Source organism: Burkholderia sp. NLJ2, assembly GCF_049487195.1.
GTDB classification, from domain to species: domain Bacteria; phylum Pseudomonadota; class Gammaproteobacteria; order Burkholderiales; family Burkholderiaceae; genus Burkholderia; species Burkholderia pyrrocinia.
This window is the reverse complement of the sequence record NZ_CP137808.1, coordinates 454,076-467,849: the sequence shown is the minus strand read 5'-3', so window position 1 is coordinate 467,849 and position 13,774 is coordinate 454,076. Positions and strand designations below refer to the sequence as shown.

Annotated in this window: 17 protein-coding genes and 1 tRNA gene; 1 reads left to right on the top strand and 17 read right to left on the bottom strand. The window is 62.9% G+C overall.

What is annotated here, in order from left to right:
* Positions 1–139: 139 nt before the first annotated feature.
* From R9B84_RS02150 to R9B84_RS02115, 8 genes are all read right to left on the bottom strand, one after another.
* Positions 140–1,609 (bottom strand): virulence factor, encoded by a 1,470-nt coding sequence (locus tag R9B84_RS02150; RefSeq protein WP_423759947.1) that lies wholly within the window; start codon positions 1,607–1,609, stop codon positions 140–142.
* Positions 1,610–2,152: 543 nt separating this feature from the next.
* Positions 2,153–2,228: transfer RNA gene (locus R9B84_RS02145), tRNA-Thr, on the bottom strand.
* A 19-nt stretch (positions 2,229–2,247) separates the two neighbouring features.
* Positions 2,248–2,775, bottom strand: coding sequence for a ClpXP protease specificity-enhancing factor (locus R9B84_RS02140; RefSeq protein WP_423759038.1), 528 nt, complete (start codon positions 2,773–2,775; stop codon positions 2,248–2,250).
* A gap of 71 nt (positions 2,776–2,846) precedes the next feature.
* On the bottom strand, positions 2,847–3,458 hold the full coding sequence (locus R9B84_RS02135; RefSeq protein ID WP_006400565.1) for a glutathione S-transferase N-terminal domain-containing protein: 612 nt from the start codon (positions 3,456–3,458) through the stop codon (positions 2,847–2,849).
* A 94-nt stretch (positions 3,459–3,552) separates the two neighbouring features.
* Positions 3,553–4,311: a cytochrome c1 gene (locus R9B84_RS02130; protein WP_423759037.1), complete on the bottom strand. Its 759-nt coding sequence runs from the start codon at positions 4,309–4,311 to the stop codon at positions 3,553–3,555.
* Between the two features lie 21 nt (positions 4,312–4,332).
* A complete protein-coding gene (locus tag R9B84_RS02125; RefSeq protein WP_423759036.1) occupies positions 4,333–5,715 on the bottom strand; it encodes a cytochrome b in 1,383 nt (460 codons plus the stop codon).
* Positions 5,715–6,335, bottom strand: a complete 621-nt coding sequence (gene petA / locus R9B84_RS02120; RefSeq protein WP_096472300.1) for a ubiquinol-cytochrome c reductase iron-sulfur subunit — start codon at positions 6,333–6,335, stop codon at positions 5,715–5,717. Before petA ends, R9B84_RS02125 begins: the two co-directional genes overlap by 1 nt.
* 218 nt (positions 6,336–6,553) lie before the next feature.
* Positions 6,554–7,300 (bottom strand): Nif3-like dinuclear metal center hexameric protein, encoded by a 747-nt coding sequence (locus R9B84_RS02115; protein WP_423759035.1) that lies wholly within the window; start codon positions 7,298–7,300, stop codon positions 6,554–6,556.
* 21 nt (positions 7,301–7,321) lie between these two features.
* On the opposite strand from R9B84_RS02115, the gene R9B84_RS02110 reads away from it, so the two are divergent.
* Entirely contained in the window at positions 7,322–8,527 is a 1,206-nt protein-coding gene (locus R9B84_RS02110) for a Do family serine endopeptidase (protein WP_047899631.1), read from the top strand.
* Between the two features lie 205 nt (positions 8,528–8,732).
* Here R9B84_RS02110 and tatC read toward each other — a convergent pair whose 3' ends face one another.
* From tatC to hisA, 9 genes are all read right to left on the bottom strand, one after another.
* Positions 8,733–9,521: a twin-arginine translocase subunit TatC gene (tatC, locus tag R9B84_RS02105; RefSeq protein ID WP_338638889.1), complete on the bottom strand. Its 789-nt coding sequence runs from the start codon at positions 9,519–9,521 to the stop codon at positions 8,733–8,735.
* Between the two features lie 41 nt (positions 9,522–9,562).
* Positions 9,563–10,093 carry a Sec-independent protein translocase protein TatB gene (gene tatB / locus R9B84_RS02100; RefSeq protein ID WP_342308493.1) on the bottom strand — a complete coding sequence of 177 codons (531 nt, stop codon included), beginning with the start codon at positions 10,091–10,093 and terminating at the stop codon, positions 9,563–9,565.
* Positions 10,094–10,119: 26 nt separating this feature from the next.
* The gene (gene tatA / locus R9B84_RS02095) at positions 10,120–10,350 is read right to left on the bottom strand and encodes a Sec-independent protein translocase subunit TatA (RefSeq protein ID WP_034183658.1); all 231 of its coding nucleotides are present in this window, start codon (positions 10,348–10,350) and stop codon (positions 10,120–10,122) included.
* A 93-nt stretch (positions 10,351–10,443) separates the two neighbouring features.
* Positions 10,444–10,809 (bottom strand): histidine triad nucleotide-binding protein, encoded by a 366-nt coding sequence (locus tag R9B84_RS02090; RefSeq protein ID WP_262540508.1) that lies wholly within the window; start codon positions 10,807–10,809, stop codon positions 10,444–10,446.
* A gap of 31 nt (positions 10,810–10,840) precedes the next feature.
* The gene (locus R9B84_RS02085; protein ID WP_047899627.1) at positions 10,841–11,233 is read right to left on the bottom strand and encodes a DUF4870 family protein; all 393 of its coding nucleotides are present in this window, start codon (positions 11,231–11,233) and stop codon (positions 10,841–10,843) included.
* 69 nt (positions 11,234–11,302) lie between these two features.
* Positions 11,303–11,668: a phosphoribosyl-ATP diphosphatase gene (locus R9B84_RS02080; RefSeq protein WP_006485344.1), complete on the bottom strand. Its 366-nt coding sequence runs from the start codon at positions 11,666–11,668 to the stop codon at positions 11,303–11,305.
* Complete coding sequence (hisI, locus tag R9B84_RS02075; RefSeq protein WP_047899626.1) at positions 11,665–12,081, bottom strand: phosphoribosyl-AMP cyclohydrolase; 417 nt, start codon at positions 12,079–12,081, stop codon at positions 11,665–11,667. Before hisI ends, R9B84_RS02080 begins: the two co-directional genes overlap by 4 nt.
* A complete protein-coding gene (gene hisF, locus R9B84_RS02070) occupies positions 12,081–12,854 on the bottom strand; it encodes an imidazole glycerol phosphate synthase subunit HisF (protein ID WP_047899625.1) in 774 nt (257 codons plus the stop codon). The genes hisI and hisF overlap by 1 nt, the downstream gene beginning before the upstream one ends.
* 106 nt (positions 12,855–12,960) lie before the next feature.
* Entirely contained in the window at positions 12,961–13,716 is a 756-nt protein-coding gene (gene hisA / locus R9B84_RS02065; RefSeq protein WP_423759034.1) for a 1-(5-phosphoribosyl)-5-[(5-phosphoribosylamino)methylideneamino]imidazole-4-carboxamide isomerase, read from the bottom strand.
* Positions 13,717–13,774: the final 58 nt, after the last annotated feature.

Sequence of the window (13,774 nt, the reverse complement as noted above, 5' to 3'; positions counted from 1 at the left end):
GATTCCGGGATCAAACGATGCCCGTCAGTGGCAGCGAAAACACCGAATTTCGGTGTCGTCCATTTCCGAACCTGCGCCGAGGGTTGCGTCGAGAGACACGGGCCCACTCAAATGATCCCGCGCATGGTCTGCCGTCCGATCAGTAGGAGTAACCCTGCATGCCGTAGTCCGTATCGTGACGACGGCCCCACCACGGCAGATAGGCATTGTTCTCGCCCCGCGCGCGGAACCAGTCCTTGTCCGGGTCGATCGGCGTGACTTTCGACGGCGGCACAACCACCACCGCCGTCGGGTGCTGCGCATCCGTCGTCCCCGCAACCAGCACCTTCTCGCCGAGGTGATTCGCTCGCCCGATCGCCAGCACCACATCCGTCAACGCCGTACCCGCTCCCATCGGGCCCAGCAACGCCGGCGTATTGAACGTCTGCTTGCTGAAGTTGTAGTCCGGCAGCACTTCGGTCAACGTCTGCGACAGCGCACCGATCCGTTCCGATGCCGCTTCGCCGCCGCGCCCGGCGTCATGCACCACATAATTCAGCGACGGCACCGTCACGCCCGCATTGCGGGCAGCGCCGTCAATCACGGCTTTCCACGCCTGCACGGCCCGTGTGGTGCCGGCCATCGCCTCGAAGTCCTTGACGTTGCCCGTCGCCGCGCGACCGATCCATGCAAGCGGCTCACGCTCCGTCTTGAAGTTCGGCCCGACCAGAAACAGCACAACCATGTTCTCGTTGATCTGCGCGTCCTTTGGCGGAAAGCTCGGCGCGTCCCAGTTCATGACCCATGCGCTTTTGTCCGGGTTGGCCTGCAAGTAATCCAGCGCGCGGTTCAGCGATGTGAAACCGGCGTTCGCTCCGCCTTGGTTGACGTGGACGTCGGGGGGCGTATCACGGCTCCAGAGATCTTTGGCTGAGGGATTTCCGATCTCATAGTTGTCGACGAATTCACCTTGGAAGAATGTCTTTGCCTCCACCGGATCAAGTCGCTCCGGGATGGCGAACTCGACACGCATTTCAGCCAGTTCACGCCAGTCGCTCCTGCTCTTTGACTTGACCGTGTAGAAATATTTGGCGTTCATCACATAGCGATCACCGAACAGCCCAAGCAATTTGCGGACGTACTTGTGATAGAAGCCTTTGAACGTTTCCGATCCTTGGTTGCCGTACACAAGCGCACCAACTGACTGAAGTTCTGAAAATTTCAGTGGCATCGTCCGGACCATATCATCGCTCTTGTTCGGTTGAACAAGACCCAAAGTCCAGAGAATTTGCCATTCCGTCGGATAGTCGCGCCGCTGTAGCGGGTTTAGCCATTCCAGTCCGACAACCTGTGCCGTGAACGGCGCACTACTTTCGCCTGCATTCAAAGCAGCAGAATCCTTCTGATTCGGGGCAGCCGCGTGTGCAGGCGCAGCCGTCATGATGGTCGACGCCACAAATGTCAGGACCGTTAGCAAGGACGGCACTATCAACAATCGCTTCATCCAATCTCCCGCACTCAATTCGTCAAGTGGTGTACGCCCAGCAAAAGCGCTCAAGTTGTACATGATACCCATCGTGATAATCAACACCACGATAACGAAAATCAATCTACGAGACGAGGTCGAGATCAACCAGAGCGCGCCTGCCTGATCTTCAAAAAAGTCTCATTGACATGAAGTGAAGAATCAAAAAATGAGTGCCCGGAATGACATCCAGAAGCATATTCAATACGCCTTGTCAGACGGGTGGCCTTGGACTCCCAATCAAAGGGTACTTGAAAACGACAAAGGGCTACGCAAACATCGCGTAGCCCTTTGTTTCGAAATGTGGCGCGGGGACACAGTCGAATTCAGCAAAAACGGCAACACTTGGGCACGAGCGCACCGCCCCTGCCCGCCCTCAACCGCTCCGGATATCCTTCAACTGATACCTCAACCCCGAATCGTAGATCCGGAAGTGCGTCAATCGTGAGCGACGTGCTGTAGTAGCCAGCGCGTAGAAGCGACGCTTGTATGTTCTTGCGATGGAGATTCGTTCGACGTATCGGTCGAAGTCAAAATGCTAAGCTGCGTGTCGCGGCCCGGGACACACGACAATCCCCCCGACCGGAAAAGCGACCACCGAAAAGACGAAGGGCCGGGAGAATAAATCTCCCGGCCCTTCGTTCAATATGGTGCCGGCTGCAGGACTCGAACCCGCCACCTGATGATTACAAATCAACTGCTCTACCAGATGAGCTAAGCCGGCGTAAGCGCGAGATTCTACCTCATTTCACGATCTTGAGGCGAGGTCTGCTGCTACCTTTCGAGCCGTCACCATCGCCGTCGGTTTTCGGCGGTTCGTCGGCACCTTCGGAGGGCTCCTCGTTCGCGCCGCTGTCTGCCACCGGCGTCAGCGTAGCCGACGCCTCGTCGCGCTGCGCATCACCCGCCTGCGCGGCTTCATCGTCGAACGTGCCCGAATCCTCGCCTTCGCCCGCGACCGCATCGACCTGGAACGCCATCCCCTGCCCGTTCTCGCGCGCATAGATCGCGAGCACGTTGGCAACCGGAATCTCGATCTTGTGCGCCTTCCCGGAGAACCGGGCAGTGAACTCGATCCACTCGTTGCCCATCTGCAACTGGCTCGTCGCCTCGAAGCTGATGTTGAGCACGATCTCGCCGTCACGCACGAACTGACGCGGCACACGCGTCGAGTTGTCGACCCTCACCGCGATATGCGGCGTGTAACCGTTATCGGTGCACCACTCGTACAACGCGCGCAGCAGATAAGGCTTCGTTGAAATCTCTTGCATCACAATCCTCGAACCCGGAGCGGGCGCGCGGCACGCCGCGCCGCCCTCTCCGTCTTGCCTTCATTGCATCATCAACGACGCATGACCTTTTCGGACGGCGTCAGTGCTTCGATATAGGCCGGACGGCTGAAGATCCGCTCCGCGTACTTCATCAGCGGCGCAGCATTCTTCGACAGCTCGATGCCGTAATGATCCAGGCGCCACAGCAGCGGCGCGATCGCGACGTCGAGCATCGAGAACTCCTCGCCAAGCATGTACTTGTTCTTCACGAAGATCGGCGCGAGCTGCGTCAGGCGATCGCGGATCGCGAGGCGTGCCTTCTCGTGATTCTTCTCCGCTGCCTTGCCCTTCTCGTTCTCGAGCGTGCTGACGTGAACGAACAGTTCCTTCTCGAAGTTGAGCAGGAACAGGCGCGCGCGTGCGCGCTGCACGGGGTCGGCCGGCATCAGTTGCGGATGCGGGAAGCGCTCGTCGATGTACTCGTTGATGATGTTCGATTCGTACAGGATCAGGTCGCGCTCGACCAGGATCGGCACCTGACCGTACGGGTTCATCACCGAAATGTCTTCCGGCTTGTTGAACAGGTCGACGTCACGGATTTCGAAGTCCATGCCCTTCTCGAACAGCACCAGCCGGCAACGCTGGGAGAACGGGCAAGTTGTGCCGGAATACAGAACCATCATATTTGCGTTTCCTCAAAAAAGCCGAGGGCCGGCACGCGGCGAAACCCCTTTCACGGGTTCCGCGTTGCGCCGGCCCCACGCCGGTCAGGCGTGTTTACTTGATATCTTTCCAGTACGCGGCATTGAGCCGCCAGGCCAGGAAAGTCAGGACACCGAGAAAGACCAGCACCCACACGCCGAGGCGCTTGCGCGTGTGCTGTGCCGGCTCGGACATCCATGTCATATAGGCCACCAGGTCGGCAACCGCAGCGTCATAGTCGGGTGACGACAGCGTCCCCGGCGTGACCTGCTGGAAGCCGACGAGCGTGTGGACCTTCTCGCCCGTCTCCTCGTCCGTCTTGTCTTCGAATTTGGCAATGCGCTGCCCCTGCAGTTGCCACAATACATGGGGCATGCCGACGTTCTCGAACACCGCGTTGTTCCAGCCGGACGGCCGCGTATCGTCGCGGTAGAAACCCCGCAGATACGTATACAGCCAGTCGCGGCCGCGCGCGCGCTCCTCGACCGACAGGTCGGGCGGCAAGGTGCCGAGCCAGCTCTGCGCGTCTTCGGGCCGCATCGCGACGGACATCGTGCTCCCGACCTTGTCGGTCGTGAACAGGAGATTCGTTTCGATCTCCTTCGGGGATATGCCCAGATCCGTCAGACGGTTGTAGCGCATCAGGTTCGCGCTGTGGCAGTTCAGGCAATAGTTTACAAACAATTGCGCGCCGTGCTGAAGCGAAACGAGATTTTCCGTGTTATCGGGCGCCCGGTCGAGCGGAAAATTACCTTCCGCCCGCACGCCCGGTGCCACCAGCAGCGCACACGCGGTCGCCCCGATCAGTGCGAGTGTCGAAAGCAGTTTCTTCATGTCGTTCTCTCCTCGCTCACATTAATGGGGCTTGAAGCGCACCCGCTCCGGCGGCTGCTTGAACGTGCCAAGCTGCGTCCAGACGGGCATGCCGAGGAAGAACGCGAAGTAGATCAGCGCACAGCCCTGCGCGATCAGCGTCGCAATGGGCGATGGCGGCCGCGTGCCGAGGAACGCAAGGGTCAGGAACGCCGCGACGAAGATCCCGAGGAACACCTTGTGGAACAGCGGCCGGTAGCGGATCGATTTTACCGGGCTGCGGTCGAGCCACGGCAGGAAGAACAGCGTGATCACCGCCGAGCCCATCACGACGACGCCCCAGAACTTCGACTCCGTCAGGTACATGAACACGACGATCGCCGCGGCCAGCACCGGCAGCCCGGCCTTCCACTTGCCGCGCGCGCGGATCAGCGCGAGCACGCCGAGCACCGCGATCACGATCATCAGCACGATCTTGAACGGGTCGGTGGTCGCGCGCAGCATCGCGTAGAACGCGGTGAAGTACCAGACCGGCGCGATCTCGGGCGGCGTCTGCAGCGGGTTCGCCGGGACGAAGTTGTTCGCCTCGAGGAAGTAGCCGCCCATTTCCGGCGAGAAGAACACGATCATCGCGAAGACCATCAGGAACACGCACACACCGAGGAAATCGTGCACCGAGTAGTACGGATGGAACGGGATGCCGTCGAGCGGAATGCCGTTCTCGTCCTTCTTCGCCTTGATCTCGATGCCGTCCGGGTTATTTGACCCCACTTCATGCAGCGCGACGAGGTGAGCGATCACGAGGCCGACCAGCACGAGCGGAATCGCAATCACGTGGAACGCGAAGAAGCGGTTCAGCGTGACGTCGGACACGACGTAGTCGCCGCGAATCCACAGCGACAGGTCAGGGCCGACGAACGGGATCGCCGAGAACAGGTTCACGATCACCTGCGCGCCCCAGAACGACATCTGGCCCCACGGCAGCAGGTAGCCGAAGAACGCCTCGGCCATCAGGCACAGGAAGATCGCGCAGCCGAAGATCCACACGAGCTCGCGCGGCTTGCGGTACGACCCGTACAGCAGCCCGCGGAACATGTGCAGGTAGACGACCACGAAGAACATCGATGCACCGGTCGAGTGCAGGTAGCGGATCAGCCAGCCCCACGGCACCTCGCGCATGATGTACTCGACCGACGCGAACGCGAGCGTCGAGTCGGGCTTGTAGTTCATCGTCAGGAAGATACCCGTGACGATCTGGTTGACGAGCACAAGCAGCGCGAGGGAGCCGAAGAAGTACCAGAAGTTGAAGTTCTTCGGCGCGTAGTACTCGGAAACGTGCTTCTTCCAGGTGGCCGTGAGCGGGAAGCGCTGGTCGATCCAGCCGGTGAGACCTGTCGTGGAGACTTCTTTGTTGTCGGCAGCCATCACGCTTCTCCTTTCTCGTCCTTGCCGATCACGAGGGTCGTCGCCGACGTGAACATGTAGGGCGGGATGTCGAGATTCTGAGGCGCCGGTTTGTTCTTGAACACACGGCCGGCGAGATCGTAGGTCGAACCGTGGCACGGGCACAGGAAACCGCCCGGCCAGTCGTCCGGCAGGTTCGGCTGCGGACCCGGCGTGAAGCGTTGGCTAGGCGTGCAGCCGAGGTGCGTACACACGGCCATCACGACGAGAATGTTCTTGCGATCGGTCCGCGAGCGATATTCGTTGGCGCAATACGCGGGCAACGGCATCGAATACGGAGTCTTCGAGGTCGGATCGGCCACTTCCTTGTCGGCCTTGACCACGTCGGCCAGCATTGAATCCGTGCGATTCAGGATCCAGACGGGTTTGCCGCGCCACGGCACGGTAACCATCTCGCCGGGCTTCAGGCTGCTGATGTCGACTTCGACCGGTGCACCGGCCGCTTTCGCTTTCGCGGACGGCGCAAGCGACGCCGCGAAAGGTATGACGGTGGCTACGCCTCCCACGCCACCTGCTACGGATGTCGCAATCAGCCAGGTACGGCGGCCGCTGTCGACGCGTTTCTCTTCCTTGTCTCGCATCACACGCCCCACTTCTGAGTTGGATTTTCCGTCACGACTTTCCATTCCGCCGCTAGTTTGCTCGAATGGAGTCGCCATTTACAAGGCCCGGAGATGAAAATCCCTTCGAAGTGATTGATAGTTAAGGGTTATCCCCCACTACCGGGGCGATTAAATCATTTCTCTTTTAAGCACTCGCTACATTGAGGGATTTCGATGCGCTGCCGCAAATCCGGCGTTCAGACCGGATTATGGATATCGATAAAAAGGTGTTCGAGATCGAATTCCTCGGACAAGTGGGTGCCAAGTGCCTGGATTCCGTAACGTTCGGTCGCATGGTGCCCTGCCGCAACGAACGCGACACCGCTTTCGGCGGCCGTGTGCGTCACGTATTCGGACACCTCGCCCGTCAGGAACACGTCCGCGCCGGCGTCGATCGCCGCGTCGAAATAGCTCTGCGCGGCGCCCGTGCACCACGCGATGCGGCGCAGTTGCATGTCCGGATCGCCGAGCACGAGCGGCGTGCGGCCGAGCGTGCGCTCGACCTTCGCGACGAGGTGCTCGAGCGTGACGGGCATCGGCAACGTCGCCATCCAGCCGAGGTCGCCGTCGCCGAAACGCTGTTCGCCGATCAGCCCGAGCTTCTCGCCGAGTTGCGCGTTGTTGCCGAATTCGGGATGCGCGTCGAGCGGCAGGTGGAACGCGAACAGGTTCAGGTCGTTCGCGAGCAGCAGCTTCAGGCGCTGGTACTTGCGGCCGGTGATCTGCGGCGCCTCGTTGCGCCAGAAATAGCCGTGATGGACGAGCACGGCATCTGCCCCCCATTCGAGCGCGGCCTCGAGGAACGCGAGCGACGCCGTCACGCCGGTGGCGATCTTCTCGATCTTGCGGCGCCCCTCGACCTGCAGGCCGTTCGGGCAATAGTCCTTGAAGCGCGCGGTTTCAAGGGTATTGTTCAAGTACAATTCAAGTTCGATCCGATCCATATAAACCTCTAATCCATTCAGATGCTTAGACGCTTCTGGCTGTTCTTCGCGCAGGCGGTTACCGTGCTGCTCGCGCTGATGTTCATTGTCGTGACGCTCAAGCCGCAATGGCTGCAACGGCAAGGACAGCTCGGCAAGCAGCTCGCCACGCCGATCGTTGCGCTGCGGGAAGTCGCGCCTGGCATCGGCGGCGCGCCGGCGACCACGTCGTACGCCGAAGCCGCGCAGAAGGCGATGCCGGCCGTCGTCAACGTATTCTCCAGCAAGGACGGCTCGCTGCCGCCCGACCCGCGCGCGAAAGATCCGCTGTTCCGCTACTTCTTCGGCGACCGCAACGCCCGCAAGCAGCAGGACGAACCGGCAGCCAACCTTGGCTCGGGCGTTATCGTGAGCCCTGAAGGTTACATTCTAACGAACCAGCACGTCGTGGACGGCGCCGACCAGATCGAGGTCGCGCTCGCCGACGGGCGCACGGCCACCGCGAAGGTGATCGGCAGCGATCCCGAGACCGATCTTGCCGTGCTGAAGATCAACATGACGAACCTGCCGACGATCACGCTCGGCCGCTCCGACCAGTCGCGGGTCGGCGACGTCGTGCTTGCGATCGGCAACCCGTTCGGCGTCGGCCAGACGGTCACGATGGGGATCATCAGCGCGCTCGGCCGCAACCACCTCGGCATCAACACGTTCGAGAACTTCATCCAGACCGACGCGCCGATCAACCCCGGCAACTCGGGCGGCGCGCTGGTCGACGTGAACGGCAACCTGCTCGGCATCAACACGGCGATCTACTCGCGCTCGGGCGGCTCGCTGGGCATCGGTTTCGCGATTCCGGTATCGACCGCGCGCACCGTGCTCGAAAGCATCATCACAACGGGCTCGGTCACGCGCGGCTGGATCGGCGTCGAGCCGCAGGATGTCACGCCGGAGATCGCCGAGTCGTTCGGGCTCCAGCAGAAATCCGGCGCGATCGTCGCGGGCGTGCTGCAGGGCGGCCCGGCCGACAAGGCCGGCATCAAGCCGGGCGACATCCTGGTCACCGTCAACGGTGAGGACATCACCGATACGACGAAGCTGCTGAACGTCGTCGCGCAGATCAAGCCTGGCACGCCGACCAAGGTGCATGTCGTGCGCAAGGGCAAGGAGTTCGACGTGAACGTCGTGATCGGCAAGCGCCCGCCGCCGCCGAAGCAGACGCTCGACGAACAGGACAGCGATACCGAATGACGTTCGGCGGGCGGCGCGCCGATGCGTGCCGGCCACGGACGGAAATGACAAAGGGCAGCCGTTGGCTGCCCTTTTTGCTTTGCATCGAAGACCTTGTTCCGGGGACATGGCTTCAACGCCCGCTTTCCGGCCCAGAACGCCACCGGGCCGCATCAGGCATGGCCGGAAGAAGGCAATCCGCCGCGCGCCGCCCGGTGCACCCTCGTCAACTCGCGGCTTCGCCGTTCCCCGCCTCGCCCTCTTCGGCCGGCTTCTTCGGTACGACGAACCGCGCGGCCAGGATCCCGGCCTCATACAGCACGATCAGCGGCAGCGCGAGCATCAGTTGCGAGAACACGTCCGGCGGCGTGACGACCGCGGCGACGACGAACGCGCCGACAATCACGTACGGCCGGATCTCCTTCAGCTTCTTCACCGTCAGCACACCCATCCGGACGAGCAACACGACGACGATCGGCACCTCGAACGTGACCCCGAACGCGATGAACATCCCGAGCACGAAGCTCAGGTAGTTGTCGATGTCGGTCGTCATCTCGGCGCCGAGCGGCGCGTTGTAGTGCGCCATCACGCGGAAGATCGTCGGGAACACGAGGAAGTACGCGAACGCCATCCCGCACAGGAACAGGAAGTAGCTGCTGCCGACGAGCGGCACGACGAGCTTCTTCTCGTGCTGGTACAGCCCCGGCGCGACGAACGCCCAGATCTGATACAGCACGATCGGCAGCGCGATCACGAGCGCGACGAGCATCGTGACTTTCATCGGCACGAAGAACGAGCCCGTGACGTCCGTGACGATCATCTTGCCGTCCTTCGGCAGGTTCTCCATCAGCGGCCGCGCGAGCAGCTTGAAGATGTCGGGCGCCCAGTAGACGAGCCCGAGGAACACGACGATCACGGCCAGCCCCGCGCGAATGATGCGATCGCGGAGCTCGACGAGATGGGAAATGAAGGTTTCTTCCGGGGCGTCGCCCGGGTTCTGCTGGGGGTCGCTCACACCGGCCCTCGGTAGGATAAACGAGCGAGCATGCGCTCGACTCAGAAGAAGCGCGTCGGCCGGCGCAGGCTGGCCGGCTGGTGGCGCGCGACACGCGCGGCGCCCGACTGCACATGCGTGCGGCGGGTGGTCGCGCGCTTGTACCAGACAGGCGTCGCCGCCTGCTTGACACGCCAGTTGCGGCGCTTCGGCGCGAGTGCGGCCATACTGCCGCGCCACGACGGCGCCGCGGGCGTGTCGGAACCGTACGACCCGGCGTCGCCGGAAGCCCCGTCAACACCGCCGACCGCGGAATGCCACGTGTCGTTCAGTTCCTTCTCGTGCTCGCGCAGGTTGTCGTGAATCGTCGTCTCGACATTGCGCGCGGCCGACTCGAAATCGGTCTTCATCGTCCGCAGCGCATCGAGTTCGATTTCGCGCGAGACCTCGGCCTTCACGTCGTTGATGTACCGCTGCGCGCGGCCGAACAATGCGCCTGCCGTACGCGCGACGCGCGGCAGGCGCTCGGGGCCGAGCACCACGAGCGCGACGACGCCGATCAGCGCCATCTTCGTAAGACCGAGATCCAGCATCGAGAATGCCTGTCAGCGTGCCGGCGTTACGCCTTGTTCGAATCGGAACGCGTCGTTTCCTTCGCGTTGACGTCGACCGAGCCCGAGCGCGGCAGTTGCTGCGCGTCCGCCGGCGTTTCGCCTTCCTTCATGCCGTCCTTGAAACCCTTCACCGCGCTGCCGAGATCGTTGCCGATATTGCGCAACTTCTTCGTACCGAAAACCAGCGCGACGATCAGCAGCACGATCAGCCAGTGCCAAATGCTCAATCCACCCATGATGAAACCTCTCCTCAACCACGCCGTTGCGCGGCGCAAATCGCCGGCGACGCGCCGGCTTCGACTATCGATGCGGGGAAACGCCCCGCGCCGTCAACCCATCCGATGCCAGGGGCGCGGGCCGGCCAGGATATGCGCGTGCAGGTGGTAAACCTCCTGCCCGCCGCCGGGGCCCGTGTTGATCACCGTGCGAAAACCGGTTTCGCCGCCCGTATACGCGACGCCGAGCTGGTCGGCGAGGCGCGCGACGAGCAGCATCAGCCGGCCGAGCATCGGCGCATCGCCGTCGCCCGCCGCCGACAGCGTCGGCAGGTGCTGGCGCGGAATCACGAGCACATGCGTCTCGGCCGCCGGGCGGATGTCGCGGAACGCGACGAATTCGTCGTCCTCGTGCACCTTCGTGCTCGGGATCTCGCCTGCGGCGATCTTGCAGAACAGGCAATTCGGATCGTGACTCATGTTGCTCCTGCAGACGCCCGTGCGCGGCCGGTCAGAACCACGCTTGCGGATCGAGCGTCTTGTTGTCGTTCAGGTACAGCCAACCCTTGATGATACGGTACAGCGTCCAAATCCATGTGACAAACATCACTGCGAATCCGATCACCACGAACGCCAGCGCAAACCCGATCACATACGCGATCAGCGCGCGCCAGAACGTGCGGATCTGCCACTCGAAGTGATCGGCGTACGGCGTGCCGGCCACATCGCCGCGCTTCACGTAGTTGATGATGATCGCGATGATGCCCGTGACACCGCCCGTCAGCCAATGAAACGCGTAAAGGCCATAGAGCACGTGAGTCAGCGTGCGCAGCCCGTTCAGGCGTTCGGCGTCCGCTGCCCCCGGCACCGACGGCGGCGGAAACTGGCTTGGCGTATCGGTCATGATGCTACCCCCGTTAGATGACAATTCTTACAGCTTACCGCAGTCGCCACCGCGGCGGGCCGATGCGTGTCACCCGCCGTTTTCCTCGCGCTCGCGGCGCTTGCGCAGCGCCTTCTCTTCGATGCCCGACAGTCCTTCGCGACGCTCGAGCTCGGCGATCACGTCGGCCGGGCTCAGGTCGAAGTGCGACAGCATCACGAGGCAGTGGAACCACAGGTCGGCCACCTCGCCGACGAGTGCGGTCGGCGCGCCGCCCTGGCGCACGTCCTTTGCGGCCAGCACGACTTCCGTCGCCTCTTCGCCGATCTTCTTCAGCACCGCGTCGTCGCCCTTGTGGAACAGGCGCGATACGTACGATTGATCGGGATCGCCGCCCTTGCGGCTATCGATCACGGCCGCGAGGCGCAGCAGCGTGTCTTCGGTCGATTGCGTCATTTGTAGATGTGTTCGGGATCTTTCAGCACCGGTTCGACCGCGACCCAGTCGCCGTCGTCGACGGTGCCCTCGAATTTCTGGAAGAAACACGAATGCCGGCCGGTGTGGCACGCGATGCCCGACACCTGCTCGACCTTCAGCAGCACGACGTCCTCGTCGCAGTCGAGCCGCACCTCGTGCACGTGCTGCACGTGGCCCGACTCCTCGCCCTTGAACCACAGGCGCTTGCGCGAGCGCGAATAGTAGACCGCGCGCTGCGTCTCGATCGTCTTCGCCAGCGCCTCGCGGTTCATCCACGCGAACATCAGCACGTCGTTCGTCGATGCTTCCTGCGCGATCACCGGCACGAGGCCGTTGTCGTCCCAGCGGACCTTGTCGAGCCACGCGGGCAGGGATTTCGTTTCCGTATTCATCACAGCCTCACCGGAATGCCCTGGTCGGCCATGAAGCGCTTCGCCTCACCGACCGTGTGCTCGCCGTAGTGGAAGATGCTCGCGGCCAGCACGGCATCGGCGCGTCCGTCCTTGATGCCGTCCGCGAGATGCTGCAGCGAGCCGACGCCGCCCGACGCGATCACCGGCACCGGCACCGCGTCCGACACGCCACGCGTGAGCGCGAGGTCGAAACCCGACTTCGTGCCGTCGCGGTCCATGCTCGTAAGCAGGATCTCGCCCGCGCCGAGCTCGGCCATCTTGCGCGCCCATTCGATCGCGTCGAGGCCCGTGCCCTTGCGGCCGCCGTGCGTGAAGACTTCCCAGCGCGGCGTCTCGCCGTCGGCCGACACGCGCTTCGCGTCGATCGCGACGACGATGCACTGCGAGCCGTATTTGTCGGCCGCGTCGCGCACGAGCTGCGGGTTCGCGACCGCCGACGAATTCATGCTGACCTTGTCCGCGCCCGCGTTCAGCAGGCGCCGCACGTCCTCGACGGCGCGCACGCCGCCGCCGACGGTCAGCGGAATGAAGACCTGCGACGCGACCGCTTCGATGATCGGCAGGATCAGGTCGCGCTGGTCGGACGTCGCGGTGATGTCGAGGAACGTCAGTTCGTCGGCGCCCTGGTCGTCGTAACGGCGGGCGATTTCGACGGGGTCGCCCGCGTCGCGCAACTCGACGAAGTTGACGCCCTTGACGACACGCCCGGCGGTCACGTCCAGGCAGGGGATGATGCGTTTAGCTAGAGCCATGATGTTGCGCCAAATGCCGCGCTGGGACGGCCGGTTGCGGAAGCCTCGCGCGAGGCTTCCGGTCGGGACCGCCTGCGGGCGGCCCCGGCGAACGGGACAACCGCGCTTACGCGTTGTCGAGTTCGCCGTTCAGTTCGTCCGCGCGCTTTTGCGCGGCCGCGAAATCGAGATCGCCGGAGTAGATCGCACGGCCGCAGATCACGCCTTCGACGCCGTGCTCTTCCACTTCGCACAGATTCTCGATGTCCGTGAGGTTCGACAGGCCGCCGCTCGCGATCACCGGGATGCCGACCGCCTGCGCAAGCTTCACGGTCGCCTCGATGTTGATGCCCTGCAGCATCCCGTCGCGGCCGATGTCCGTGTAGACGATCGATTCAACGCCGTAGTCCTCGAACTTCTGCGCGAGGTCGATCACCTCGTGGCCCGTCAGCTTGCTCCAGCCGTCGGTCGCGACCTTGCCGTCCTTCGCGTCCAGCCCGACGATGATGCTGCCGGCGAACGCGGTGCACGCGTCCTGCAGGAAGCCCGGGTCCTTCACGGCCGCCGTGCCGATGATCACGTAGGACAGGCCCGCGTCGAGGTACTTCTCGATCGTCTCGAGGCTGCGGATGCCGCCGCCGAGCTGTACGGGGATTTCATCGCCGACTTCGTCGAGGATCGCTTCGATCGCCTCGAGATTCTTCGGCTTGCCGGCGAACGCGCCGTTCAGGTCGACCAGATGGAGCCGCCGGGCGCCGAGATTGACCCACTTGCGGGCCATCGCCGCCGGGTCCTCGGAGAAAATCGTGGCCTGGTCCATATCGCCCTGTTTGAGGCGCACACACTGACCGTCTTTGAGATCGATGGCCGGAATCAGCAACATAGCAATCGGGTGTCGTCGTGGAAGAAGAAAAGAATCCGGCGCGTACCGGCCAATCCGG

Coding starts and splice junctions, on each gene's coding strand:
- R9B84_RS02135 (WP_006400565.1), bottom strand. CDS start 3,458: ATGATGGTTCTGTATTCCGGCACAACTTGCCCGTTCTCCCAGCGTTGC.
- hisF (WP_047899625.1), bottom strand. CDS start 12,854: ATGGCTCTAGCTAAACGCATCATCCCCTGCCTGGACGTGACCGCCGGG.
- R9B84_RS02125 (WP_423759036.1), bottom strand. CDS start 5,715: ATGGCTGCCGACAACAAAGAAGTCTCCACGACAGGTCTCACCGGCTGG.
- R9B84_RS02115 (WP_423759035.1), bottom strand. CDS start 7,300: ATGGATCGGATCGAACTTGAATTGTACTTGAACAATACCCTTGAAACC.
- hisA (WP_423759034.1), bottom strand. CDS start 13,716: ATGTTGCTGATTCCGGCCATCGATCTCAAAGACGGTCAGTGTGTGCGC.
- R9B84_RS02080 (WP_006485344.1), bottom strand. CDS start 11,668: ATGACGCAATCGACCGAAGACACGCTGCTGCGCCTCGCGGCCGTGATC.
- R9B84_RS02085 (WP_047899627.1), bottom strand. CDS start 11,233: ATGACCGATACGCCAAGCCAGTTTCCGCCGCCGTCGGTGCCGGGGGCA.
- tatA (WP_034183658.1), bottom strand. CDS start 10,350: ATGGGTGGATTGAGCATTTGGCACTGGCTGATCGTGCTGCTGATCGTC.
- hisI (WP_047899626.1), bottom strand. CDS start 12,081: ATGAATACGGAAACGAAATCCCTGCCCGCGTGGCTCGACAAGGTCCGC.
- R9B84_RS02110 (WP_047899631.1), top strand. CDS start 7,322: ATGCTTAGACGCTTCTGGCTGTTCTTCGCGCAGGCGGTTACCGTGCTG.
- petA (WP_096472300.1), bottom strand. CDS start 6,335: ATGCGAGACAAGGAAGAGAAACGCGTCGACAGCGGCCGCCGTACCTGG.
- tatB (WP_342308493.1), bottom strand. CDS start 10,093: ATGCTGGATCTCGGTCTTACGAAGATGGCGCTGATCGGCGTCGTCGCG.
- R9B84_RS02140 (WP_423759038.1), bottom strand. CDS start 2,775: ATGCAAGAGATTTCAACGAAGCCTTATCTGCTGCGCGCGTTGTACGAG.
- R9B84_RS02090 (WP_262540508.1), bottom strand. CDS start 10,809: ATGAGTCACGATCCGAATTGCCTGTTCTGCAAGATCGCCGCAGGCGAG.
- R9B84_RS02130 (WP_423759037.1), bottom strand. CDS start 4,311: ATGAAGAAACTGCTTTCGACACTCGCACTGATCGGGGCGACCGCGTGT.